At 63.3% G+C, this 22,666-nt stretch carries 24 protein-coding genes; 10 read left to right on the forward strand and 14 right to left on the reverse strand.

The annotated features are described in order from the left end of the window. Window positions 1-27: 27 nt before the first annotated feature. Window positions 28-636, reverse strand: coding sequence for a TetR/AcrR family transcriptional regulator (locus AC5Y5C_RS01000; protein WP_499968200.1), 609 nt, complete (start codon window positions 634-636; stop codon window positions 28-30). 124 nt (window positions 637-760) lie between these two features. On the opposite strand from AC5Y5C_RS01000, the gene AC5Y5C_RS01005 reads away from it, so the two are divergent. The 3 genes from AC5Y5C_RS01005 to AC5Y5C_RS01015 are packed head-to-tail and all read left to right on the forward strand — an operon-like array spanning window position 761 to window position 3,314. Next, window positions 761-1,696, forward strand: a complete 936-nt coding sequence (locus AC5Y5C_RS01005; protein WP_499968202.1) for a metal-dependent hydrolase — start codon at window positions 761-763, stop codon at window positions 1,694-1,696. A 2-nt stretch (window positions 1,697-1,698) separates the two neighbouring features. Then, entirely contained in the window at window positions 1,699-2,865 is a 1,167-nt protein-coding gene (locus AC5Y5C_RS01010; protein ID WP_499968204.1) for a hypothetical protein, read from the forward strand. A gap of 38 nt (window positions 2,866-2,903) precedes the next feature. After that, entirely contained in the window at window positions 2,904-3,314 is a 411-nt protein-coding gene (locus AC5Y5C_RS01015; RefSeq protein ID WP_499968206.1) for a WhiB family transcriptional regulator, read from the forward strand. Here AC5Y5C_RS01015 and AC5Y5C_RS01020 read toward each other — a convergent pair. The 5 genes from AC5Y5C_RS01020 to AC5Y5C_RS01040 all read right to left on the reverse strand — a co-directional run bounded on the left by AC5Y5C_RS01020 (window position 3,304) and on the right by AC5Y5C_RS01040 (window position 8,005). Beyond that, a complete protein-coding gene (locus AC5Y5C_RS01020; RefSeq protein ID WP_499968208.1) occupies window positions 3,304-5,250 on the reverse strand; it encodes a YhgE/Pip family protein in 1,947 nt (648 codons plus the stop codon). The two genes, AC5Y5C_RS01015 and AC5Y5C_RS01020, sit on opposite strands and share 11 nt — an antisense overlap. A gap of 3 nt (window positions 5,251-5,253) precedes the next feature. After that, entirely contained in the window at window positions 5,254-5,988 is a 735-nt protein-coding gene (locus AC5Y5C_RS01025; protein ID WP_499968210.1) for a hypothetical protein, read from the reverse strand. A gap of 89 nt (window positions 5,989-6,077) precedes the next feature. After that, the gene (locus AC5Y5C_RS01030) at window positions 6,078-6,752 is read right to left on the reverse strand and encodes a nitroreductase family protein (protein ID WP_499968212.1); all 675 of its coding nucleotides are present in this window, start codon (window positions 6,750-6,752) and stop codon (window positions 6,078-6,080) included. Between the two features lie 9 nt (window positions 6,753-6,761). Then, window positions 6,762-7,133 carry an ATPase gene (locus AC5Y5C_RS01035; RefSeq protein WP_499968214.1) on the reverse strand — a complete coding sequence of 124 codons (372 nt, stop codon included), beginning with the start codon at window positions 7,131-7,133 and terminating at the stop codon, window positions 6,762-6,764. Window positions 7,134-7,159: 26 nt separating this feature from the next. Continuing rightward, window positions 7,160-8,005, reverse strand: a complete 846-nt coding sequence (locus tag AC5Y5C_RS01040; protein WP_499968216.1) for a patatin-like phospholipase family protein — start codon at window positions 8,003-8,005, stop codon at window positions 7,160-7,162. A gap of 221 nt (window positions 8,006-8,226) precedes the next feature. Here AC5Y5C_RS01040 and AC5Y5C_RS01045 point away from each other — a divergent pair, with 221 nt between their 5' ends. Continuing rightward, a complete protein-coding gene (locus AC5Y5C_RS01045) occupies window positions 8,227-9,282 on the forward strand; it encodes an NAD-dependent epimerase/dehydratase family protein (protein ID WP_499968218.1) in 1,056 nt (351 codons plus the stop codon). Between the two features lie 21 nt (window positions 9,283-9,303). After that, entirely contained in the window at window positions 9,304-9,927 is a 624-nt protein-coding gene (locus AC5Y5C_RS01050) for an MBL fold metallo-hydrolase (protein ID WP_499968220.1), read from the forward strand. On the opposite strand, the gene AC5Y5C_RS01055 is transcribed toward AC5Y5C_RS01050, so the two are convergent. Beyond that, window positions 9,924-10,883 (reverse strand): GlxA family transcriptional regulator, encoded by a 960-nt coding sequence (locus AC5Y5C_RS01055; RefSeq protein WP_499968222.1) that lies wholly within the window; start codon window positions 10,881-10,883, stop codon window positions 9,924-9,926. The two genes, AC5Y5C_RS01050 and AC5Y5C_RS01055, sit on opposite strands and share 4 nt — an antisense overlap. A 135-nt stretch (window positions 10,884-11,018) precedes the next feature. Here AC5Y5C_RS01055 and AC5Y5C_RS01060 point away from each other — a divergent pair, with 135 nt between their 5' ends. Next, window positions 11,019-11,654: an HD domain-containing protein gene (locus tag AC5Y5C_RS01060; protein WP_499968224.1), complete on the forward strand. Its 636-nt coding sequence runs from the start codon at window positions 11,019-11,021 to the stop codon at window positions 11,652-11,654. 10 nt (window positions 11,655-11,664) lie between these two features. On the opposite strand, the gene AC5Y5C_RS01065 is transcribed toward AC5Y5C_RS01060, so the two are convergent. From AC5Y5C_RS01065 to AC5Y5C_RS01075, 3 genes are all read right to left on the reverse strand, one after another. After that, entirely contained in the window at window positions 11,665-13,002 is a 1,338-nt protein-coding gene (locus AC5Y5C_RS01065) for an HNH endonuclease signature motif containing protein (RefSeq protein ID WP_499968226.1), read from the reverse strand. A gap of 109 nt (window positions 13,003-13,111) precedes the next feature. Beyond that, entirely contained in the window at window positions 13,112-14,047 is a 936-nt protein-coding gene (locus AC5Y5C_RS01070; protein WP_499968228.1) for a patatin-like phospholipase family protein, read from the reverse strand. Window positions 14,048-14,104: 57 nt separating this feature from the next. Further along, window positions 14,105-14,872: an SDR family oxidoreductase gene (locus tag AC5Y5C_RS01075; RefSeq protein ID WP_499968230.1), complete on the reverse strand. Its 768-nt coding sequence runs from the start codon at window positions 14,870-14,872 to the stop codon at window positions 14,105-14,107. Window positions 14,873-15,021: 149 nt separating this feature from the next. On the opposite strand from AC5Y5C_RS01075, the gene AC5Y5C_RS01080 reads away from it, so the two are divergent. Together AC5Y5C_RS01080 and AC5Y5C_RS01085 are read left to right on the forward strand one after the other, a co-directional pair. Then, window positions 15,022-15,564 (forward strand): TetR/AcrR family transcriptional regulator, encoded by a 543-nt coding sequence (locus AC5Y5C_RS01080; protein WP_499969268.1) that lies wholly within the window; start codon window positions 15,022-15,024, stop codon window positions 15,562-15,564. A 50-nt stretch (window positions 15,565-15,614) separates the two neighbouring features. Next, window positions 15,615-16,046: a pyridoxamine 5'-phosphate oxidase family protein gene (locus AC5Y5C_RS01085; protein ID WP_499968232.1), complete on the forward strand. Its 432-nt coding sequence runs from the start codon at window positions 15,615-15,617 to the stop codon at window positions 16,044-16,046. Window positions 16,047-16,075: 29 nt separating this feature from the next. Here AC5Y5C_RS01085 and AC5Y5C_RS01090 read toward each other — a convergent pair whose 3' ends face one another. From AC5Y5C_RS01090 to AC5Y5C_RS01100, 3 genes are read right to left on the reverse strand one after another with little or no spacing between them, the layout of a single operon-like run. Further along, window positions 16,076-16,345 carry a metal-sensitive transcriptional regulator gene (locus AC5Y5C_RS01090; RefSeq protein ID WP_499968234.1) on the reverse strand — a complete coding sequence of 90 codons (270 nt, stop codon included), beginning with the start codon at window positions 16,343-16,345 and terminating at the stop codon, window positions 16,076-16,078. Window positions 16,346-16,379: 34 nt separating this feature from the next. Next, on the reverse strand, window positions 16,380-19,196 hold the full coding sequence (locus tag AC5Y5C_RS01095; protein WP_499968236.1) for an MMPL/RND family transporter: 2,817 nt from the start codon (window positions 19,194-19,196) through the stop codon (window positions 16,380-16,382). Further along, window positions 19,193-19,636, reverse strand: coding sequence for an MmpS family transport accessory protein (locus tag AC5Y5C_RS01100; RefSeq protein WP_499968238.1), 444 nt, complete (start codon window positions 19,634-19,636; stop codon window positions 19,193-19,195). Before AC5Y5C_RS01100 ends, AC5Y5C_RS01095 begins: the two co-directional genes overlap by 4 nt. A gap of 224 nt (window positions 19,637-19,860) precedes the next feature. On the opposite strand from AC5Y5C_RS01100, the gene AC5Y5C_RS01105 reads away from it, so the two are divergent. Both AC5Y5C_RS01105 and AC5Y5C_RS01110 read left to right on the forward strand, forming a co-directional pair. Beyond that, on the forward strand, window positions 19,861-20,481 hold the full coding sequence (locus tag AC5Y5C_RS01105) for a mycothiol-dependent nitroreductase Rv2466c family protein (RefSeq protein WP_499968240.1): 621 nt from the start codon (window positions 19,861-19,863) through the stop codon (window positions 20,479-20,481). 64 nt (window positions 20,482-20,545) lie between these two features. Then, window positions 20,546-21,703 carry an NAD(P)/FAD-dependent oxidoreductase gene (locus AC5Y5C_RS01110; RefSeq protein ID WP_499968242.1) on the forward strand — a complete coding sequence of 386 codons (1,158 nt, stop codon included), beginning with the start codon at window positions 20,546-20,548 and terminating at the stop codon, window positions 21,701-21,703. An 84-nt stretch (window positions 21,704-21,787) separates the two neighbouring features. On the opposite strand, the gene AC5Y5C_RS01115 is transcribed toward AC5Y5C_RS01110, so the two are convergent. Beyond that, entirely contained in the window at window positions 21,788-22,633 is an 846-nt protein-coding gene (locus AC5Y5C_RS01115; protein WP_499968244.1) for a glycoside hydrolase family 16 protein, read from the reverse strand. Window positions 22,634-22,666: the final 33 nt, after the last annotated feature.

The following is a 22,666-nucleotide window of genomic DNA, read 5'->3' on the forward strand; positions in this document are numbered from 1 at the left end:
AACGTTTAGTTGAAACGAAAATTGCGATTAATCAGATGGCTGGGCCAGGATGGCTCCGCCCAGCCAGCGCTTGAGGAAGCGTCGCAGTTCGTCGCGGGAACGGGTGGCCTCATTGGGGGAGACGAAGAACGACAACATGATCCGCAGTGCGAACTCCACGAGGCCGCGCTTGGCATCGTCGTCGTATCCGTACTGATCCCACTCGACGTCAAACCGGCCGAGCATGCGCAGACCGAACGCCTGGGCCTGATCCGAGGTCATATCGCTTGTGTGCGAGTGCGCATACGGTTCGGACATCATGATGGCCAAATGTGGTGTGCGAGTGACCTCTTCCAGGGTGTACAGCACGCCCTCGGTGAGTGCCTCGGCGGGATCGGTGATGCCGCGCACGACCCTTGTCAACCGGTCCAGGAAGCCGTCCACCGATGCGATGGATGCCGCGTGCATGAGCGCGTCGGCAGTGGGGAAGTACCGATAAACGGTTTGCCGGATGACGCCGAGTTCTGCCGCGACGTCGGCGAGGCTCACCGCTGAGCCGGTCTCTCCGATCAGCTTCACTGCCGCCGCGACGATCCGAGCGGAGGCCTCCTCGTCACTGCTGGGCGGTTGTCCGTCCCATCCCCGTCTACGAGCCATCGTCAAGTCCCCGGGCCGCCGACATCTACGCAGCATATCGGCCGTTGACAGCATCTGTTCGATCAAGTAATCATACATAGCAACAAATCAATGTCTGATTGTATGTTCAAGTGAGGTGCTTGCCATGACGGAACTCATCGTGCGCAAATTGCGGTTCGCGTTCGCCGACCACCACGTGCCGTTCTTATGGAACGAGTCCAACCCGGCGTTTTCGAGCATGGCCAACGCGGTCTCCTTTCTGGCGATCGCGTTCGAGAAGATGATCGGGCAGATGATTCCCGAGGCCATACCGTTGATCGCCGATCCCGCGATCGCCGAGGAGGCAGAGGCCTTCGTTCGGCAAGAGGGCCAGCACTCCATGGGGCATCGTCAACACGCCAAGGGTCTGATCAAGAGTTACCCGGGCCTCAAAGAGACCCTGGACGAGGTGATCGCCGCCTTCGACGACCTGACCGCGAACAAGCCGCTGAAGTATCGGTTGGCCTACACCGCCGACCTAGAAGCGACCTTCACGCCGGTCTTCAAACTGATGCTGGACCACGATGACAGCCTGTTCGCGCCCGGCGATGATCGTGTGGCCTCGTTGTTCCTCTGGCATTTCGTCGAAGAGGTTGAGCATCGGAGCTCGGCGCTGATCATCTATGACGCGGTGGCCGACGATCCGTGGTACCGCATGCGGATGGCACCCTCGATCTTCAGACATGTCTGGGCGGTGCTGCGCATCGCGTGCGAAGGATTCAACAAACACGTTCCTCTCGAAGACCGCAAGGTGGATGCTTTGTCGATGTTCGGTATGCAAGCGCGTAAGAAGTCGCTGCTGCAACGCCTTCCATTCGTAGATGCACCGTATGACGGGCCTGTCGAAAATGCGTTCAGCCACTTGCCGGTGCGAGAGGTGATAGTCGCTATGTCGGGCGCGGTGCGTAGTCAGATCCCGGGCCACAACCCAGCGCACGAGAAGCTGCCGGCGCTGGCCGACGAATGGTTCGCGCGGTATGAGGCCGGTTATGAAGTCACCCAGTGGTATACGGCCGACCGGGCGGCACAGGTGGGACTCTGAACATGTCTGGTCTATGTGCGCCGACCTTCGCTGATCTGGCAGCGCGGCTGGGATTTTCGTGCGACACCGCGGGCGGGGCCGTCGCCTTCCGCAGTCCGTTCTCACTGCAGAACTGGACACTGCCGGTCCTGGAGCTGACTGTGATCGCGGGGGCGGTGCTGGCGTTGGTGTACGCGATCATCCGGCTACGCCGCCACAACGACCCGACGAATATCGCCGTGTGGTTCGGAGCGATCGCCTACCTGTTGATCATCGAGCCGCCCCTGTATTTCCCCGGGCCGTTCGGCATCAGCGAGCACGTCGATACGATGTTCGCGCACAACGTCTTTACGGTGGACTTCCTGTGGGGACGACTGCCCCTGTACATCATCGCGATCTACCCGATGATGGCCACCGTGGCCTTCGAGATCGTGCGGACACTGGGAGTGTTCCGCCGCTACGGTGTCCTGATCGGGGCGGTCTGTGTCGGTGTGGTCCATCACGCGTTTTATGAGATCTTCGACCACCTGGGTCCGCAATTGCGCTGGTGGGAATGGACTCTGGATAACCCGCTGAACAAGCCGTTCTTCGACTCGGTGCCGATGGGCAGTCTGGTCGTCTTCGCGGCGCTGTGGCCGATGTCCCTGGCGTTCTGTGCACAGCTGTTTGTCGGCCGCCATGTGGACGAAGGACAATCCTTCACCGGCGCTCAGATCATCTGGCGCACGGTGGTTATCGGCGTGCTGGCCTCTATCGGTACTGCGGTCTTGCCGATGCCCGCCACCATCGCAGGTGCGATATCGGGTAGCACCACGGTGGTCGGCATCGTCTACGCCCTGGAACTGGTCGCCCTGGTGGCGGTGGCAGTACCCGTGCTGATCAGACAGTGGCTCGGTATCCGGCGCAGTGGTACGGACGGTTACGCGACGCATCCGGCCATCTTGATCTATGCGGGCAGCTACCTCGCGGTGATGACACTGCTCTGGGCGACCGCGCTGCCCGGCTACTTCGGTGCGACGAATGGTGTTACCGCCAGCGGTGATCCGACCGGCAGTCTTTGGTATGCCGTCCTCTGTCTCGTCCTAGCGGCGGCGAGCACATTCGCCGCTTGGAGTGTGGTCTCTCCCGTTCGCCGAGATGAAATAGCTCAACGGTCGCGCACGATAGCGAGCGGCACCGCCGAATCCTAGAGCCAGTCCGGTCAATTCCGCAGTGCGCATTATCCAAAGTGGCTATCGCCTTTCGGTGTCCTTCGGCTCCAGACTCGGTGGATGCGGATGGCATCGACGCACCCGAATGTTTGTGGGTGGTCTGGGGCAAGGCTGTGACACGCCCAAAATTTCGCGGCGCGGAACCGGCGTTGGATCAACTGGAGTGGCAGGTCAAGGCGGTCTGTCGGGGAATGTCGACGGATATCTTCTACTTCGCCGAAACTGAGCGTGGAGCCTTACGGAAACAGTACGAGGTGCAGGCGAAACGGATCTGCAACGAGTGTCCGGTGCGAATGCCGTGCGCGGCCCATGCCATGAGAACCGACGAACCACATGGTGTTTGGGGTGCGATGACAACGCGCGAGCGCCGATTGGCCATGACGCGGTCGCGGCGTAAGGCCGCTGCGGCGGACCAGGCTACATCTTGATCGACGGCAGTAGCCTGGTCAGATTCCAGAGCTGATTACGCCGGGCCGACAGGCTAGTGATCAGGAGCCCGCCCAACGCGATACAGAGCAGCGTGATCACTGCCTGCCACAGTCTGCCGTCGATGCCGCCCAGGATCAGCTGACGTAATCCGTCGACGCCGTACGTCATCGGGTCGTATTTGTGCAGTACCTGGAATGGTCTTGAGGTGGTCTCCACCGGGTACATGCCGCCGGCGCTGACCAGCTGCAACATCAGTAGCGCCATGAGTAGTACGCGCCCGACAGCCGGACCCACCAGCGCGTTGATGGCCTGGGTAGCGGCGACGAACGCGAACGAGATCAGCACCATGAAGGCGAGCATTGCGGCCGGGTGCGCGGCGTGCATTCCGAGGGCAAATCGCACCACGCAGTACAGGATGATCGCCTGGAAGATCCCGATGGTGGCGGCGGGCAGATAGCTGGAGAGCGCCACCCGAATCGGGAGCACCTCCGCGGCGATTGCACGAGTTTGCAAGGGTCGCAGTATCATCCACAGCACCAACGCTCCGAAGAACAGCGCCAGTGTCACGAAGAACGGTGCCATACCGGTACCAAAATTGGGTGCGGCGTTCTCGTGTGAAGTCTCCAGATGCACGGGGCCGCCGATGGTATCGGCGATGGCGTCCTTCTGCTGAGCACTCCAGTTGGGTACCTGTTTGGCCCCTTCGGCAAGCTTGGTGGCGAGCTCGGTCGAGCCAGAGCGCAGCTGCGAGGTGCCCGACTTCAGTTGTTGTGCACCGTCGTCCATTTGGGCGATGCCGCTGGCCAATTGCGCGTTTCCGGTGGCCAACTGCTGCGCACCGTTACGCATCTGGGTGAGCTTGTTGGTGAGCTCCTGCCCCTTGCCTCCGACCTGGTCGAGCGCGGACTTCAGCGGGCTGCCCGGGCCGCGCAGCGTCTCGGTCATCGCGATCGATGCGTTCTCCGCATCGGTGAGCTGCTGGCGAACCTGGGGTGTGAACTGGTGTTCACGCAGCTGATCCTGGATCCCGCGCAGCGTGTTCGCCGCCGGATCTTGGCGGCCGGCCAGCTGATCGATCACCGTGGTGAGCGCGTTGGCGGCGTTGTCTTGGGCCTTGGCGATGCCGTCGATCTGATCGTTGGCCTGCCGGAGCGCGTCGGTGCCCTGCTGAAGTTTGTCGGTGCTGCCACCGATGTTCGCGACCGCCTTGCTGACGGTCAGCAGCGGGTCAGTGGCCTGGTTGATGCCCTCGGAGAGCTGCTTGGCGCCGGTGGCCAGTTGCGCAGATCCGGGCCGGGCGGTGTGCAACCCGTTGGCGAGCTGCCCCGCACCGTCGTCGACCTTGGCCGCGCCGTCTGCGAGCTTCTGGGCGCCGTCGGCCGCCTGCTGTATACCCGCAGCGGAGGAAACCACCACGGACAGAACCTGATTGACGGCCTGACCGGAGATGCGGGTCGAGACGGCGTTGAGCACCTGGTCGATGGCCGTGCGGCCGATGCTCGATGAGATGTAGTTGTTGGCGTCGTTGTAGACGGCGACCAGATTGGCCTGCTTCGGCTGCCCGGTCAGCGGCGAGGCGATGGCCTCACTGAAATCGGGGGGCAGCTCCAACATGAAGTAGTACTTGCCATGGTCAACCCCGTCGCGCGCCTCATTGAGATTCAGTACGTGCCAGTCCATGCTGCCGTCGGCGGTGAGGCTCTTGGAGATCTCCTCGCCGATGTTCACCTGTTGGCCGGAAACGGTGGCGCCCTTGTCGGCGTTGACGAGTGCCACGGGCATCTTGTTGACGTGGCCGAAGGGGTCCCAATACGCCCACAGATACAGCGCGCCGTACACCAGTGGCAGCAGCATGAGGACCACGATCGCGGCGCGGGTCATCCGGCTGCGGCCGAAACGCTTTATTTCTGAACCAAATGCGAGTCCAGCAAGCATGGGCTAGTCCCTCCCGGTGAGGATGCGGTGATCGTGCAAGTCGTGGATGGGCGCGTCGATGCCCAGGGGGTTGGTCACCCCGACAACCACGGTGCGGTGCTGGGCGATCACACCGAGCCGCTCGGCGGCCGTGTTCCGGCGAGCGTTGTCGCGGACCTGTTCCAGGTCGCCGACGACGAGAATCGGCCGCTCCGAGAGCAGCGCCAGCGTGATGCGTAACAGGAAGAGATCCAGATCGGACAGTTCGACGATAAACGTCTCGCTCGAAGGCGGAACAAGCTCACCGAACACCTCGGCCAGTTTGTCGCGTCCGGTATCGGCAGGGACGCGGGAGAACCACGGAGCCAGCCAGCGGACCTGTTCGGCGAGTACGGTTTGTACCGTCACGGTCTCCTCCAGCTCATCGATATCGGCGAAGGCGGCGATAGCGCAGTGCCGGCGAATTGCGCGAGGGTCGGTATCGCCCATGACGGTGACGGTGCCGTGGCTCGCCTTGAGTCGACCTGCCAGTGTCAGCAGCAGACAGTGCTGCCCGGGCCCGCCGGGCATCTGGATGGCGTGAAAACCCGAGGTCAGTTCCAGGTCGATGCCGGAGAAGAGTGGACCGTGTTCACCGTCCACACCAAGGCCGGTCGCCGTGATCAGCGCCGAAGCAGGCTCCGGGAGCACATCGTCTCCCGGCTCCTCGGCGGTATCCGATTCAACCGGAGTGGTGTCCGGTTCGTCCTGTGCGTTCACGGGTTGCTCGTTTCAGATCGCGGACTGATACGTCCATTCGATCAAATGCCGTCCTGGGTGACGCCCACGGGTTCCCCGGGGCACAAACCTCAGTTGCTCCCGGGAACGTAGGGGTCTCCGTCGAACCGTTCGCGGGTCACGAACTCGTCGACGGTATTGCGCCGTAATTTCTTCAATTGCTTGACGGGCTTGCCGATGGGCAGTACGGCGGCTACCGCATATGTATCGGGAACACCCAGCAGCTCAAGAACTTTCGGTTCTTGTGCGACTGCCATGGTGGTGAGGGTGCCGCCGAAGCCCTCCGCGCGCGCGGCCAGGAGAATGTTCCAGACCAGCGGATAGATCGACGCTCCGCCGATGACGCCGATGCGATCCAGCCCCTGATCGGTTGCCGCGACCAGCCGCAGGTCCACGCACACGACCAACACCACCGATGCGGTGCGCAGCGGCTCGAAGATCGACTCGGGAACCGCGGTCGCGGCGATAGTTTCCGGGGCCACTTGGGTGAGAGTGACCGGATTCCACGGTGACTCACCGGCCATGATCTGCGCGAAGTAACGGCGTGCGCCGGGCGTTGTCGCCTCGATCAGACCTGCCCGCGTGGTGTGGTCCGTGACCACGATGATGTGACCGGCTTGCCGGTTGCCCCCGCTGGGCGCGAACCGGGCGTTGTCCAAGATGCGGTCTAATACGTTGTCGGGCAAGGGTTCCCCGGTGAACTCCCGTGCCGCGAACGTGGTGCGCATGACGTCGTAGAGCTCCATGGCGCCACTCTAGTCAGCCGCGGGGCGCGCCAACCGTCGCTTGATCTCCTTCTGGAAGGACACCAGGACGCCTCGCACTGCCGACTCGGTGACGGTGACCGGTGTGAGCACCGACTCGGCGAGTCCGACGATCCGTTCGATGCGGGTCATGACGTTCTCCATCCGCTCGACGACGACCATCATGCGGGGCGTGAGCTCGCCGATGACACCAAGCGTGTCGTTCATATCGATAAGAACAGCGGACATATCTGTCAGCACGGTGTCGAGTTGCTCGACGGTGACGTCCGCGTTGAGTGCGGCTCGGGCCAGTTTCTGGATCCGCTCGCGCCCGGTACGGGAGGCAGCCTGGCTGCCCTTCTCTGGGGTGTCCTCGACCACCACGCGGCCAGTATTACAGGTCTGCGCCCTCAGTCGTGGTGATGTTCCAGCAGATCCGCCTGATTGATCTTGAACCGCGGCATGAGCAGCCATCTGCGAGTCTGCTCGCGTGCGCGGCCGATGAGTTCGCCCGACTGCGAGAAGTCGACCGGCGAGGTGCGGACCGGGCACAGCGGTGGCACCACCCGCAGGTCGACGGTTTGCTCGAATCGGGCCACATCGACCGCGAGGCGCTGGTTGATGGCCAGCGTGGCGGCGTGCAGCGCCATGGCCAGCGCCCCTTTCGGGGCTTCGGGAAGTGCACAGGCGTAGCCGGTGGGCAGTACCCAGATCTGGTCAGCGCCCAGCGAAACGGCATGTGAGAGTGGGGTGTTGTTGACCACGCCACCATCGATGAAGTCACGTCCGTTGATAGCCACCGGTGGCAGCACGGCAGGCACAGCGGCACTGGCGGCGATCGCATCGATCGGATCGCCACTGGACAGCAGAACGTCCTTGCCGGTGAGCACATCGGTCGCCACCACATGCAGCGGAATAGGAGCGTCTTCGAGCCTGCGAAATTCCAAGTTTTCTTTCAATAAACGGCGTAGACCCGAATCAGAAACCAGGCTGCGACGACGACCGACGAATCCCAGGAAGCCCGTGTACAGGTTGGTGGGGAAGACGTCGCTGCGAGCGAGTGACCTCCAGAGGTCGGCGAGTGCGTTCATGCCGTCCATATCGGATCGTGCGGCTAACCAGCCGCCGTTCAGCGCACCCACCGAGGTTCCGACGATCAGGTCGGGGACGATGCCCGCCTCAGTCAAGGCCAGCAGCATGCCGACTTGGATCGAGCCGAGGCTGGCGCCACCGGACAACACGAATGCCGTTGTCATAGCGCAACACTAGCGATCCGCGCCGACGGCGGTAGCCGCGCGCGCAATCATCCTGGACACCTGTCTGATTTTGGATAATAGTGATGAGATCGGGCGCGCCCGCGGCGCTCGGAACCTGCAGGTTAGTTTGTTGAAGATATTGAAAATAAGGCTCTTTAGCCGGGGCGGGCGCCCGTCGAGGTGTTGACAGCATTCTGGACACTCGTCTATTGGAGGTTGACGTGACCAGCGATCGTATCCTTGTGACCGGGGCGTTCGGCCTGGTGGGATCCGCTGTTGTGGGTGCCCTCGCGGCACGGGGCCGCGCGGTCGTCGCTACGGACCTGCACACCGCTGCGAACGTTCAGAGTGCGCGGCGTGTTCCGGCCGGGGTCGAGGTGCGGTGGGCGGACCTTACATCCACTTCCGAGGTGACCTCATTGGTCGAGTCCACCGCCCCCGCCGCGGTCGTTCACCTCGCCGCGCTTATCCCGCCGTTCTGCTACGCGAATCGCCGGTTGGCACAAGCGGTCAACGTCGACGCGACGGGCGCCCTGCTGTCCGCGGCAGCCGACCTGGAGTCACCGCCGCGGTTCGTGCTGGCCTCGAGTGTTGCGGTGTATGGCGCGCGGAATCCATATCGTGACAAGGGATTGCTCACCGCGGACACACCGGTCAACCCTTGTGACCTCTACGGAGCCCACAAGGTCGCGGCGGAGAATCTGGTGCGGTCTTCGGGTCTGGACTGGGTGGTGCTCCGTCTTGGCGGCGTACTGACGGCCGCTCCTCGCTGGAGTATCGACCCCAATCTGCTGCGATTCGAGGCGGTGCTTCCCTCGGACGGACGGATACAGACCGTCGACGTGCGCGACGTCGCGCAGGCCTTTTGCGCCGCGCTCTCGACGGGCCACGTGCGTGATGTCTTCTTGATCGGCGGCGACAGCTCGCATCGCACCACGCAGTCCACTGTGGCGTCGGAGACTGCCGCCGCCATGGGGCTCGCCGGCGGCATTCCGGCAGGGCGTCCAGGTGATCCCGACGTGGATGGCAGCTGGTTTGTCACCGATTGGATGGACACGGAACGTTCCCAGCAGGTCCTTGGCTTCCAGCGGCACTCGTTACCGGCGATGCACTCCGAGACCAGTGCTGCGGTGGGGTGGAAGCGGGTACCGATACGGCTGGCAGCACCCATCGTGCGTGCCGTGCTCAAGACTCAGTCGCCGTACCGCGGGATGGGCGGATGGTTCGCCGATCCGTGGCGTGCGATCGAACGGTGCTGGGGCGATCCGCAATACTGAGATGATGCGAAAGGTCGATGGATGAGCGGAATCGAACGGGTCGTCACGCGAGGAACCTTCGAGCTCGACGGCGGCAGTTGGGAAGTCGATAACAACATCTGGATCGTCGGCGAGGGCGATGATGTGGTGGTCTTCGATGCCGCGCATTCGGCAGAACCGATCATTGAGGCGGTCGACGGCCGCAACGTCGTCGCGGTGGTGTGCACCCATGGCCATAACGACCACATCACCGTGGCCCCAGAGCTAAGCCAGGCCCTTGACGCGCCGGTGCTGCTGCATCCGGCCGACGACATGCTGTGGCGAATGACGCACCCGGACAAAGATTTCCGCGGGGTTGAAGACGACATGGTATTACCGGTGGGCGGTCTGGAACTGCACGCTTTACACACACCGGGCCATTCCCCCGGCTCGGTATGCTGGTACTCGCCCGACCTGCGCGCGGTGTTCTCGGGCGACACCCTGTTCCAGGGCGGACCGGGTGCCACCGGGCGGTCGTTCTCCGATTTCCCGACGATTCTGCAGTCCATTTCGGGGCGCCTCGGCCCACTTCCCGCGGACACGGTGGTTTACACCGGCCATGGCGACACGACCACTATCGGCGATGAAATCGTGCACTACGACGATTGGGTGGCGCGCGGCCACTAGCGCGCGGCGGTACGAAACCGGTCGCGGTAGGCCTTCGGTGAGACCCCCAGCTCGCTGGCGAAGACCCGCCGTAGCGTCTCCGCGCTCCCGAATCCCGCGATTCGCGCAGCGTGGGCGACGGTGCTTCCCGCGTCCAATGCGCCACGGGCCGCATCGATTCGGACGAGTTCAACGTATCGCGCGGGCGTAATGCCCAATTCGGTGTGAAAGAGCCGGGTGAGCTGGCGGGTGCTCAGCGCCGCCCGGCTGGCCAGCTTGTGGACACTGTGATCGTCGGCAGGATCGGCGGCGATCGCATCGGTCGCCGGACGCAGCGCCGAGCCCGCGGGTGGCGCCGACTCCACGAAGACCGAGAACTGGGATTGTCCGCCTGCCCGCTTGAGATAGACGACAAGCGACCGGGCCACTTCGCGCACAATGTGCGATCCGTAGTCGTCTTCGACGAGTGCCAGCGCCAAGTCGATACCTGCGGACACTCCGGCCGAGGTGAAAACGTTTGCATCCCTGACGAAGATCGCATCGGGCTCGACGGTGATGTTCGGGTACGCGCGTTGCAGAAGACCGGTGTGGCGCCAGTGCGTGGTGGCGCGACGATGGTCGAGCACGCCCGCCTGGGCCAGCAGGAAGGCGCCGGTGCAGATGGACGCGATGCGCCGGCAGCGCGCGGGTATGCGGCCCAGGGCGTCCACAAGTGCGGGGTCCAGTGGGCGCCCGATCAACACGTCGCCGCCGGCCACGAGCACGGTATCCGTCAACGTTACGGAGTCGATCGTTCCGGTCACCGAGAATGGAGAACCGATGGATGTCGCCACGTCCTGTCCGTCGACCGAGGTCACCACCAATCGGTAGTTTGCGCCGAATCGGTTGGCTTCGGTGAACACCTCTGCGGGCCCGGCCAGGTCGAGCAGCTTCATGCCGTCGAAAACGACGATCGTGACGAGCCGTTCCTGCGACATGGCCTCAGGATCGCAGATGCGCACCCGAGTAGGTGTCCGGATCTGTGGGATCGGCGGCTGCTCTGCACCTCTCACCGGGGAGCGACCTGGCCAGAGACTAGTGGGTGACAGAGTTCCACCAGACAAAGGAATGCCATGACCGAGATTGCCGGAGTCGAGATCCCCGAGACCCCGCTGGCCCGCGAGATCACCGAGTACATCCGCGACACCGAGGACGATCTGCTGTTTCATCACTCGCGCCGGGTGTATCTGTTCGGCGCGTTGCACGGTCAGCGTCGCGGCGTGAAACCCGATCTGGAGCTGCTGTACGCGGGCGCGATGTTCCACGACATCGGCCTCACCGATGGATTTCGGGGCTCGCAGTTGCGATTCGAGGTCGACGGCGCTAATGCCGCCTGCGACTTCTTGACCGAACGCGGCGTAAGCGCCGACGATGCCCAGAATGTGTGGCTGGCGATCGCGTTGCACACCACGCCCGGGGTTACCGAGTTCCTCAGCCCGGAGGTGGCTCTGGTTACCGCGGGGGTCGAAACCGATGTGGTCGGTATTGAACGGGATACGTTGTCAGCCAAAGATTTGGATGCGGTGACGGCGTTGCATCCGCGACCCGATTTCAAGAACAGGATTCTGAAGGCCTTCTTCGAGGGAAATCGGCGTCGGCCGCGCAGCACCTTCGGCAACATGAACGCTGATGTACTCGCACATTTCGACCCGTCATTCGTGCGGGACGATCTGGTGGAGTTGATCCGGGCGAACAGCTGGCCGGAGTAGGCCAGGGCACCTAGAAGGGTGGCGGGTCGTGGGCGGCGAGTACGGCCAGGGCCGCTTCCCGTTGTAATCGTTGTTGGTGGTTGAAATTTCTCTCCGCTTGACGCCGATGGTCGCGTTCCTGTTTTCGTGTGCGCTGGCGGGTGAGAGTGGGAAAGAGGAACCGGCTGGCCGGAGTGGTGGCATAGGTGTGCCCCGTCGGTGCCTTCCACAGCACGGTGCCGTCGGGTTCCTGAATCTCGGTCCAGCACCCGAAGGTCTTCAGGAGATGATGCTTGCGGCACAAGGCCTTCAGATTGACGCCGGTCGTGCGCCCACCCGTGGCCCAGGGCACGGTGTGATCGATATCCGTGCGGTCGGCGGCGGCTTCGCAGCCGGGGAATCGGCATAGCTGGTCGCGGGAGCGTACGAAGGCGGCAAGCCCATCTGAGGGTCGGTATCCGGCGCTGTGGGAATCAGTGAGCATGCGAGTGCGGGCGCGGACGGCCACCGTGCGTGCCTGTTCGGCGGCGAGCACGCCGAAGCCGGGCACATGGGCGGGGGCATCGTCGCGGCCGTCGAGGGTGGACTGGTTGACGACTACATGGACGACGACCGCGACATCGGCGACATCGCGTCCGGCGCAGTCGGGACGTTCACAGGTGCAGCGCATCTGGCCAAGACCGCGAGTCAATGCGCCGACAGCATCGGCGCGGCGCTGAGCCTTGGTGCGTGGATCCGCCGGGCACACGGTGTCGGCCAATAGATCGAGACGCTTGTCCAGGGCCACCGCATGAGTGGCCTGCAGGGTGCCCCAGATCTCAGCGACCGGCTCCCCGTTGCCGAGTGGGCGGATTTCGACATGACGGCCCTCGCTGGCGGATTTGTTGCGTCGCACAGCGTCCTGATCGAATCGGAGCACCAACGCATCGAGTGCCGCGGTGATGCGTCTGTGTGACCAGCGTGCCCAACGGGGCAGTGCATGCACGATGGCCGCGTCCACCTGCACCACCACCGCGTCGTTGTCGACGAGTTCGGTGCGGTTGATGATCAGCGCGACAGTCCGAAAGTCAAGATCGCCGGCGGCGAATCGTTCAGCGACGGCTCTGAGACGGTGCCGAAGAACCTGGGCGTAACGCATCTGGCTGGAGGCCAACGCCTGTGTGATGCCCTGAGCCGCGGCAATTTCGGCGGCGACCCGATCCCAGCGATCCAGGGGATGCCGGTCACGCTCGTCGGGCCGGTCGAGGTCGGCGTGCCGGTCGACAAGCACACCGATCGCGTCCAGTCGCCGGGCGCACGCCTGCCCCTCGGCGCGCTGTGCCGACGTGATCACATCGATCAGGTCTGCATCGGGCAATGAATCGAACATATGTTTGAATGTAGCGGAACCTGCAGAGCCGCAACACATGCGGGATCGTCATTGTGGATAAAGCTCGGATTGTGGATAAACGGAGAACCAGGCGCCCATAGCAAGGGGATTAGTTGGTGTTCGCGTAGGCATCGAGAGCCTCAGCGGCGCAACGGCGCCCGACCTCGATGACCTCGGTGGCACGATGAAAGTCGAGACTACGGCTGACACTGCGGGGCACCTCGATGAAGACATCCGGCGGGTGCGCCGCGAGCTGCATGCGGGCAAGCGCCGACTGCATGACCTCGATCGTCCGGTTCATCACCTCGAAGCTTGTCAGTTTCGCGGCGGGATCTGGTTGGCCGGCAGCTTCGGTGCCGTCGGTTTCGAACAGTGCCGAGGTGCTGCGCAGCAGCCGGTTCAGCCACTCTGTGGTCACCCGCGGTTCGCGGGGCTCAGGATCCAGCGGCGGCGCCGGGGTACGCAACTCGTCGCCTCCGCTGAGGCTCACCGCCACCCGCAGCTCGGCATGCACGCCGGCCAGCGGAGCAACCGCCATCAGGTCGAGGACGCCGCCGTCTGCCAGCACTCGGCCGTCGAGCACATGCGGCGAGATCATCCCGGGAATCGCGATCGAGGCGCGGATCGCGGACGTCAACGCACCGCGCTGCAGCCATACCGACTTACCGGCGATCAAGTCGGTGGCGACGGCCGTGAAGGGGATCGGCAGGTCTTCGATCGCTACGTCGCCCAGCAGTTCACGCACCACATCGAGGATCTTCTCGGCGCGGAAGAAGCCGGGGCTGGTCCATGTCGGATCCAGCAGCCGTAGTACCGCACGTTGGGTCAGCGATGTTGCCCACAAGGTGAATTCGTCGAGGGCCCCAGCGGCCTCCAAGCCGCCCACGAGTGCACCCATCGATGATCCGGAGATCCCGGAGATCTCGAAGCCGCGCTCGCGCAATTCTTGGATCACGCCGATGTGCGCATAGCCGCGGGCTCCGCCGGCGCCCAGCGCCAGCGCGATCTTGGTGCCGGGTGCGCGGCTACCCGCCTCGTCGGTCATCCACCCAATCTTGGCAAGAGCGAGGCGAGGTATCCAGGTGAGGTGTGCGACACCCGGCTATTGGCGAGCGTGAGGGTCGGAGGCATTGAGCGTTGCGACAACTTCGTCGTAGTCACCGCGGGCCTCGCCATAGCGCAGGAACTTTACCCTCTCCACCTGGATTTCGGTGGCGTCGGGCTGGGTCTCCAGCAGCGCGACCACTTCGTCGACGAAGTCCTTTAGGGGCATCGCGAAGTCGCTTTCTTGCTGGCCCGGCATGAGGTCTGTGCGAACGGCGGGCGGCTGGAGCTCCTTGACTGCGACTCGGGTGTCCGCCAGTTGTAGCCGGATCGACTCACTGAGCATGTGGATAGCGGCCTTGGACGCGTTGTAGCTGGGTGTGACCTTCAGCGGCGCGAAGGCCAACCCGGACGACACCGTGACGATGGTGGCTTCCGGCTGCGCCTGTAGGTGCTCAATGAAGTTGGCGATCAAGCGAATGGGACCGAGCACGTTCGTGGTGACGATCTCCTCGGCCGACTCGAGAAATGACTCGGGGCGGTGCCAGTCCTCGACACGCATGATCCCTGCCATCGCGATGAGGACGTTCACGCTGGGATGCTCGGCAAGCACCCGTTGGGCAGCAGTGCGAATGCTCGCCGGGTCGGAGATGTCTATCTGCACCGCCGAGATGCCGGAGTGCTCAGCAGATATGCGCTCGAGTAGCTCGGTGCGGCGCCCACCGACTATCACGGTATTGCCCTTGGCATGCAAGGCCAGGGCGAGTTCCAGGCCGATTCCACTGGTCGCTCCAGGGATGAACACGGTGTTGTCGGTGATCTTCATCGGGACCCTTCGATTACGTTTGTGTACGTACCGTACATATATATAATGTACGGTACGTACACATAGTTGGCAAGGAATGCGAGGCGAGGGTGACTGCGGAACGGGACCGGGTGAAGCAGCCTCGTCGAGGACGCCGGCCGGCTGACGAGGTGCGTGAGGACGTGCTTCAGGCCGCGGGCGACCTGCTGTTCGGTGAGGGCATGAGCGGCTTCACCATCGATAAGGTCGCGGCCCTTTCCGGTGCCAGCAAGATGACGATCTACAAGTGGTGGCCATCGAAGGGGGCCCTCGCGCTCGACGGTTACTTCCGAAAGGTCGAACCGGAGTTGGGCTTCCCCGATACGGGGGAGATCGAGCGTGACCTCCGCACCCAACTGCATGCGTTCCTGGGCATCATTCGGGGCACTGTCGGGGGCGGAATCATCGGCGAGCTCATAGGCCAGGCACAAGTGGATCCGGAACTCAAAGCGGCCTTTTTGCAACGGTATTCGGGGCCCCGTCGAGCTCTCGCGGTGGCGGCGATCCGTCGGGCTCAGGAGCGCGGCCAGCTCGGCGCGAAGGTGAACCCGGAGGTCGTCGTGGACCAACTGTGGGGAGCCTGCTATCACCGGCTACTGGTACCCGACCAGCCGCTGACAGGAGATTTTGTGGACGCCGCACTGGACAATCTGTTCGGCGGAATTAGAGCCTGACATATGCGGTTGAGGAAATAAGCCCGACAGCTCGGCGGGTTTGACGCGGTATGCCACGTCAGTTCACCGAAGCAGAACGCCAGGAGTTTCTTGCCGCAAAGCATGTCGCCGTGCTGTCGGTTGCAGCCGACGACGGACGCCCGCCGGCCAGCGTGCCGATCTGGTACGGCTATACGCCCGGGGGAAACATCCATATCAATACCGGTGCAGGCAACCGCAAGGCGCGCCTGATCGAGCGGGCCGGCGCGATCACGCTGACGGTGCAGCACGAAGAGCCGCCGTATCAGTACGTCATTGTCGAGGGCACGGTTGTCGAAACGGGGCGGCCGGCTTCAGCGGAGGTACGGGAAACCATCGCCATCCGCTATCTCGGCGAGGAGGCCGGGCGGGAGTTCGCGCGCGGTTATGACGACGCGGACACCGTGCTGTTCGTCGTCCGTCCCGATCGCTGGTTTACCGCGGACTTCTCGGGCGAGCTCTGAGCTAGGGCCTGCCGGCCCGAGTTACCGCGCTATGCCAGGGCGAGGAACAGTTTCTCGAGTTCGGCCTCGGTCATGGGTGCGGTGTTTCCGTTGCGATCGGCAGTGATGCATTCGCGCAGTCCGGTGGCGACGATCTTGAACCCGGCACGGTCGAGCGCTCGTGACACTGCGGCCAGCTGAGTCACCACGTCTTTGCAGTCGCGCCCGTTTTCGATCATGTTGATCACCCCGTTGAGCTGACCCTGTGCCCGGCGCAGTCTGCTGAGGATGGCGGTGATGCTGTCTTGATCATCGATCATGTGTGTACCTTTCGAGGGCCCCTAGCTACTGGCACTATACCCTCCTGGGTATAGGGCGCGTGCGGACTTTGAGTGGCCACCAGAACCATGGGCCGAGCAGCCCGGCGATGGACGGAGTCATCAGCGAGCGCACGACGAGTGTGTCGAACAGTAGGCCCAAGCCGATCGTGCTTCCGGCTTGACCGATGGAGCTCAAATCGCTTGCTGCCATGGACATCATGGTGAAGGCGAATACCAGCCCCGCGGACGTGACGACTCCGCCGGTTTCTCCCATCGAGCGGATGATCCCGGTCTTTAGTCCCGCACCGATCTCTTCCTGGAAGCGCGACACGAGCAGCAGGTTGTAGTCCGAGCCGACAGCCAACAGGATGATCAGCCCGAAGACGGGTGCGATCCAGTTGAGCTCGAGACCGAAAATGTGTTGCCACACCAGGACCGAGAGTCCGAATGCGGCACCGAGAGATAGCAGCACGGTGCCGACGATGACCAGCGAGGCGATTAGTGCCCGGGTGATGAGCATCATCACCGCGAAAATCAGTGTCAGGGCGGCGATTCCGACGATCAAGAGGTCGTAGTGAGAACCGGATTGGATATCTCGGTAGATTGCCGCGGTACCGGTGAGGTAGAACCTGGCGTCAGTGAGGGCAGTTCCCTTGACGGCCTGATGGGCGGCCTCCAACTCCGAGGTGACGGAGGCGATTCCTGCGGGGGTGGCCGGGTCCTTGTCGTGGGTGATGATGAAGCGTGCGGCATCACCGTCGCGGGACAGGAACAGCCTCAGGCCGCGCTGAAAGTCTGGATTCTGGAAGGCTTCTGGTGGTAGGTAGAAGTAGTCGCCGCTTCGGGATGCGTCGAAGGCTTGCCCCATCGCGCTGGCGGTGTCGGTCATCTGAGCCAGCTGTGTCACCAGGCCCGAGAAGCTGCTATGCATGGTCAGCAGGGTCGCCTGCATGGACTTGGCCACGGCGATGATCGGCGGAAACTGCGCAGCCATGTGAGGAATGACCGCATCGATGTTTCCGACATCCGCGGTCAGCGCGCGCATCTTGTCACTGAACGTGTCGATGCCGTCCATCGCGTCGAACACCGAACGTATGGCCGAGCACGAGGGTATGCCGGAACAGTGCTGCTCCCAATAGAAGTAGTTGCGCAGAGGGCGTATCACATCGTCGAACTCGGCTAGATGGTCCCGAATTTCGTTCAGCGCCGTCTGCGCGTCTGCCATATCCGCGGTCATGAGGTGGGTCGCGTTGCTCATCTGGCCCAGCAGGGATTGCATGCGCTGCATCGAGCCGATCATGGCGCCGAGATCCTCGCTCATGGTGAGCATGTCCGCCGTGCGGTCCTTCATGAATTGAAGGTTCTGCTGGATGGGAATCGACTGGGCACTGATCTGGAACGGTATGGAGGTGTGCTCAATCGGGCCCCCTAAAGGGCGGGTGATGCTTTGCACCATCGCGATCCCCGGCGAGCGGAACACGTCCTTGGCGATCTTGTCCAGGATGATCATGTCCCCGGTGTTGCGCATATCGTGATCGCTTTCGACCACCAGAATATCGGGATTCATGGTGGCGGCGCTGAAATGGCGCTCAGCAGCCGTGTACCCGACGTTGGACGGTAGGTCTTTGGGCATGTAGAAACGGTCGTTGTAGCTGACCTTCATGGTTGGCATGACGGAGATGCCGATGAGCGCAACGGCCAATGAGGCGGCGAACACCGCGCCGGGCCAGCGCACCGTGGCGGTGCCGATGCGCCGCCACCGCCTAACCTTGACGGCCCCCTTGGGCTCGAGCAGCCCGAACCGGCTCGCGAGTGTGACGACGGCGGGTGCGGCGGTCAGCGCGCCGGCGACAACGACGAGCAGCCCCAGTGCGGACGGGATGCCCAGTGCCTTGAAGTACGCCAGTCGCGCAAGATGCAAACACAACGTGGCCCCGGCAATGGTCAGACCTGAGCCCAGGATGATGTGGAATGTCCCCCGAAACATGCTGTAATACGCTGCTTCTCGGTCTTGTCCGGCTCGGCGTGCTTCCTGGTAGCGGCCGATGAGAAAGATGGCGTAGTCGGTTCCGGCCGCGATCGCCAACGACGACAACATGGCCACCACGAATGTCGAGAATCCCAGTAGGTCGTAGTGCCCGAGAATCGCGACAACGCCTCTGGCAGTACCCATCTCGAAGCCGACCATGACGAGAACCAGCAGCATTGTGCTGACGGAACGGTACGTGATGAGGAGCATGATCATGATGACGGCACCCGTCACGCCCATCATGATGAGCATGCTCTTATCGGCGGCCTCGTTCATATCCGTGATCAACGCTGCGGGGCCGGTGACATATACCTTGAGCCCCGGTGGCGGGGCGGAGCTGTCCACGATTTCCCGGACCGCCGCCACGGACTTGTTACCCAGGGTGCTGCCCTGATCACCCGCCAGATTCAGCTGCACGTAAGCGGCCTTACCGTCACGGCTCTGAACGCCGGAAGCCGTCAACGGGTCTCCCCACACGTTGTGGACATGTTGAACGTGGCCAGTGTCCGCCCCCAACACGTCCACCAAGTTGTCGTAGTAGCGATGTGCCTGCTCGCCGAGCGGCTCGTCGCTCTCCAGCACGATCATGGCGATGCTGTCGGAGTCGGATTCGTGGTACTTCTGGCCGATGTGTTTGGCTGCGATCATCGCCGGCGCGTCATGCGGCGACATCGTGACCGCATGCTCTCGTGCTACCGACTCGATGGGCGGCACAAGCAGATTCACTGCCACGGTCAGCAGAAGCCAGGCCACTACAATGGGGACAGCGAATCTGCGGATTAGTTGCATGAAGGCCGGACGTTCTTGGGTGGGAGAGTTCATGCGGCCTTCACCAGACAGGAGGTCTGGGCGCGGTGCCCGTCCGTGTACTGCTCATCCTTGATCTGGCCGTTCACGGTGATCCGGCACCCTATTACTGCGCTATTGCCTTGTGCCACAACGCTGGCGATCACTGCCGGTACGGTAGTTTCGATGGTGTAGCTCCAGGGCAGACTGGTGAAGTCGGCCCGTTGCGGCTCAGCGTTCTTGTCCAGGTAGCTCACCGCGCCCGCGGTACCGGTGGGACCGTAGATTTCGTATCGCACCTGCTTAATCGTTGATGACGCAAGCGGTTCCGCGCTGCTGCCGGTGACCGAAAAGATCGGTTCGGAGCCGAACGCGCCGCGCAGATGATTCACGGAGATCGCGCCGAGACCCGCCGCGCATGCAACAACCACCACGACCCACGCCCGCTTCAATACGGCAACTATCGCTGTGCGCATCCTCCCGGCCACCTTCCTGCTGGGCCAGCCAAGGGGCCGAGCCATGCTCAATAAATACCATACCCCCTACCGTATATTCCAGAAGTCCACCTTTCGGCCGCGCTGGGGGGTATATACCGTGGGGGGTATGGTATAAACGAAGTCGGAACGAATTGGCGGGCTGACGCCATGGTGTGTCGTAGTACGTGATGTCGGCCCTGCTTCGCCGTGATGGGAGAGGTCGTATGTCCACGGATAACGCTGCTGCACAAAGTGCTACGTTCGACGTGAGGATATGGCTCGACCCGGTGTGCCCGTTCTCATGGAATACCGCGCGTTGGCTGGATACGGTCGCGGGCCAGTCCGGCCTGGCGGTCGATTGGCAGCTGATGAACCTGGCCGTGTTGAACGAGGGCAGGGAGCTGCCGCCCGTGCAGCAAGAACGTATGGCTGACTCACGGCAGGTGGGCCGGCTGATGGCCGGCATTCATCGCGATCTGGGCCAGTGGGGCCTGCACACCGCATATTTCGCCTTCGGCGGGCTGTATTTCGATAAGTCGGTGCCCGTCGGCCCCGATCTGGTCGATCCGGTGCTGGCGGCAGTCGCACCCCTTCGGACATCCCGCGAATCGTTGTCGGACACCTCGCTCGACGGGCTGGTCCGTTCCTCTCACGAGGCCGGGCAGCGGGCGTTGGGAGATGTTGGCGGTAGCCCGCTGTTGCAGGTGAAGGGCCGCACGTTCTTCGGCCCCGTCGTGACGGCTTTGCCGGAGCGCAACAACGCGCGAGCGCTCTTTGACGCGATCACCATCCTTGCGGGGGTGCCGGAGTTCACGCAGTTACAGCGTCCGCGGCCGGCGCACTAGGGCACGGCACACCACCATCTGCTCCTGTGTGCAGGGGCCTGTTCAAGAAGAGGGAGCATAGAACATGAAGAAGATAGTCATCCTGGGTGCCGGAGTCGGCGGTCTGAGCGTGATCAACGAGCTCCGTCAGTCCCGGGTACCGCTCGATGATCTCGACATCACGATCGTGGACGAAGACTTCACGCACTTTCTGGGATTTACCTTGCCGTGGGTCATGCGGGGCTGGCGGGACGCGGCGAGTGTGCCGATTCGGCCCAGTGCCGACGCATTGTCGGGGATAACCACGGTCACGGGCTCGGTGGCCGAGGTCGATCCCGACGCGCGCACCGTAACCCTGGCTGACTCAGCGACTCTGGACTTCGACGCGCTCGTCATCGCCACGGGCGCTCGTAATGCCGTCGACAAGATTCCGGGCTTGAGTGAAGCAGCCGCCCGCGGTGACGCCGTGCACTACTACGGCGTCGACGCAGCCGGTGACGCCAGGCGTGCGCTGGAGAACTTCTCGGGAGGCACGCTCGTCTTCCTGGTCACATCACAGCCTTATCGCTGTCCGGTGGCTCCCTATGAGGGAGCGCTACTGGCCTCGGACTTCTTGCACGACAAGGGCATACGGCCGGATGTCGAAATCAGTGTGTACACGCCGGAGAAGCACCCCATGCCGTCGGCCGGTCCCTATGCGGGACCGCAGCTGGTGCAGTTACTCGGCGACAAGGAGATCACCTTCCACGGTGAGCACACCACAGAACGCGTCGACCCAGATCGGAAGGTCGTCGTATTCACGGACGGGAGCACGGCGAGTTTCGACTTATTGGTGTTCGTGCCGCCGCACGAGCCGTCGGTGACCATCGACGGACCGGAGTGGATCGGCGTCGATGCGCAGACCATGCAAACGCCCTATGAGGGCATCTGGGCAATCGGTGACACCGTGTCGGTGACGTCGCCCTCCGGTAGGCCGCTGCCGAAGGCCGCCATCTTCGCCAAGAACGGCGCAAAAGCCGCGGCGCAAAACGTACTTCACTACCTGGAGAGGTCCGACAGGACTGCGGCGCTCTCGGGACTGGGGTACTGCTATCTCGATACCGGCCAGCACCGCGCGGCACAGGGCAAGGGCGACTTCTTCACGCTGCCGCATCCGGCAATCACCCTCACCGAACCTTCCACGGGCCAGCATCGCGACAAACAGGACGAGGAAACCCAATGGCGCGGGCTGTGGGAGTCATAGAGGTGAATCCACTCGGGGCAGGATGGTTGCGCACCGATGTCAGCGGCGCTGTCTGGGAGCACCCGGTGGGGATCGGCGGCTGAGCTACCAGACCCGTATCCAGTCGACGAGCATCTCCGCGGGGTAGGTACCGCCGCGGGGATCGCCGCCACCGGATCCGGCCACGGCCAGGTTCAGCACGGGAAATGCCTTGTGTCCGGGATTGTTGAACGGCCAGTCCGCCAGGGAGTTGGCGGTAACCTCGAAGTACGGGGCGGCTCCGTCGGTGTAGTCCTTCCAGAACCGAATGCCCTTGTCATCCCACTGGGTGCGCCAGGTGTGCCACGCGTTGTCGAGGGACAGGTTGTGGGTCTTCCATTCGGAGCCGTTTGCCTTGGCGTGCACGGTGGTTGCGGCCGGCCAGCTTCCGTTGCCGTACCACTCGACGATGTCGATCTCACCGTCCTGGTCGCTGCCAAGCCAGAACGCCGGCCACGCGCCAGGGGTCAGGCAGTTGAACTTGATGCGAGCTTCCCAGGTGTAGCCGATACCGAGTTCGGTGGTGCTGTAGATCTTGCCGCCGTAGTACGTGTTGCCTTCTTTTGCGGCCCTGATGACCAAGTTGGAGTTGCCGTCCAGGAAGACGTTCTTGCGATCGTCACGGTATTGCCCGACATTTTCGGGGAGTTCCCAAAATGTCGGGTCCTTCATGGACTCGCGAGCCTTCGACACCGCCCACCTGGATCCATCGGGCGCTGACCCGGCGGGCCCGTCGAACTCGTCGACGAACACGTACTTGCCGGTGGGGGGTGCCGCGGGCGGCCGACTAGGCGGGTTCTGTGGCAATTGGGGGCTACCGGGCTGCGCCCACGCTTCGGGCATGGAAACCGCTGCTGCCAACATGCCAAGCCCTGAGAACGCCATCATGCGGCGCCGATCCATGTTCACCATCGCCGCCGACGATAACAGGATTCGCCCATCGCG

Source organism: Mycobacterium sp. NGS15 (assembly GCF_059813245.1).

Coding starts and splice junctions, on each gene's coding strand:
- AC5Y5C_RS01050 (WP_499968220.1), top strand. CDS start 9,304: ATGAGCGGAATCGAACGGGTCGTCACGCGAGGAACCTTCGAGCTCGAC.
- AC5Y5C_RS01030 (WP_499968212.1), bottom strand. CDS start 6,752: ATGGAGCTCTACGACGTCATGCGCACCACGTTCGCGGCACGGGAGTTC.
- AC5Y5C_RS01100 (WP_499968238.1), bottom strand. CDS start 19,636: ATGCGCACAGCGATAGTTGCCGTATTGAAGCGGGCGTGGGTCGTGGTG.
- AC5Y5C_RS01065 (WP_499968226.1), bottom strand. CDS start 13,002: ATGTTCGATTCATTGCCCGATGCAGACCTGATCGATGTGATCACGTCG.
- AC5Y5C_RS01090 (WP_499968234.1), bottom strand. CDS start 16,345: ATGATCGATGATCAAGACAGCATCACCGCCATCCTCAGCAGACTGCGC.
- AC5Y5C_RS01110 (WP_499968242.1), top strand. CDS start 20,546: ATGAAGAAGATAGTCATCCTGGGTGCCGGAGTCGGCGGTCTGAGCGTG.
- AC5Y5C_RS01005 (WP_499968202.1), top strand. CDS start 761: ATGACGGAACTCATCGTGCGCAAATTGCGGTTCGCGTTCGCCGACCAC.
- AC5Y5C_RS01010 (WP_499968204.1), top strand. CDS start 1,699: ATGTCTGGTCTATGTGCGCCGACCTTCGCTGATCTGGCAGCGCGGCTG.
- AC5Y5C_RS01070 (WP_499968228.1), bottom strand. CDS start 14,047: ATGACCGACGAGGCGGGTAGCCGCGCACCCGGCACCAAGATCGCGCTG.
- AC5Y5C_RS01105 (WP_499968240.1), top strand. CDS start 19,861: ATGTCCACGGATAACGCTGCTGCACAAAGTGCTACGTTCGACGTGAGG.
- AC5Y5C_RS01085 (WP_499968232.1), top strand. CDS start 15,615: ATGCCACGTCAGTTCACCGAAGCAGAACGCCAGGAGTTTCTTGCCGCA.
- AC5Y5C_RS01020 (WP_499968208.1), bottom strand. CDS start 5,250: ATGCTTGCTGGACTCGCATTTGGTTCAGAAATAAAGCGTTTCGGCCGC.
- AC5Y5C_RS01095 (WP_499968236.1), bottom strand. CDS start 19,196: ATGAACTCTCCCACCCAAGAACGTCCGGCCTTCATGCAACTAATCCGC.
- AC5Y5C_RS01055 (WP_499968222.1), bottom strand. CDS start 10,883: ATGTCGCAGGAACGGCTCGTCACGATCGTCGTTTTCGACGGCATGAAG.
- AC5Y5C_RS01000 (WP_499968200.1), bottom strand. CDS start 636: ATGGCTCGTAGACGGGGATGGGACGGACAACCGCCCAGCAGTGACGAG.
- AC5Y5C_RS01115 (WP_499968244.1), bottom strand. CDS start 22,633: ATGGTGAACATGGATCGGCGCCGCATGATGGCGTTCTCAGGGCTTGGC.
- AC5Y5C_RS01075 (WP_499968230.1), bottom strand. CDS start 14,872: ATGAAGATCACCGACAACACCGTGTTCATCCCTGGAGCGACCAGTGGA.
- AC5Y5C_RS01040 (WP_499968216.1), bottom strand. CDS start 8,005: ATGACAACGGCATTCGTGTTGTCCGGTGGCGCCAGCCTCGGCTCGATC.
- AC5Y5C_RS01060 (WP_499968224.1), top strand. CDS start 11,019: ATGACCGAGATTGCCGGAGTCGAGATCCCCGAGACCCCGCTGGCCCGC.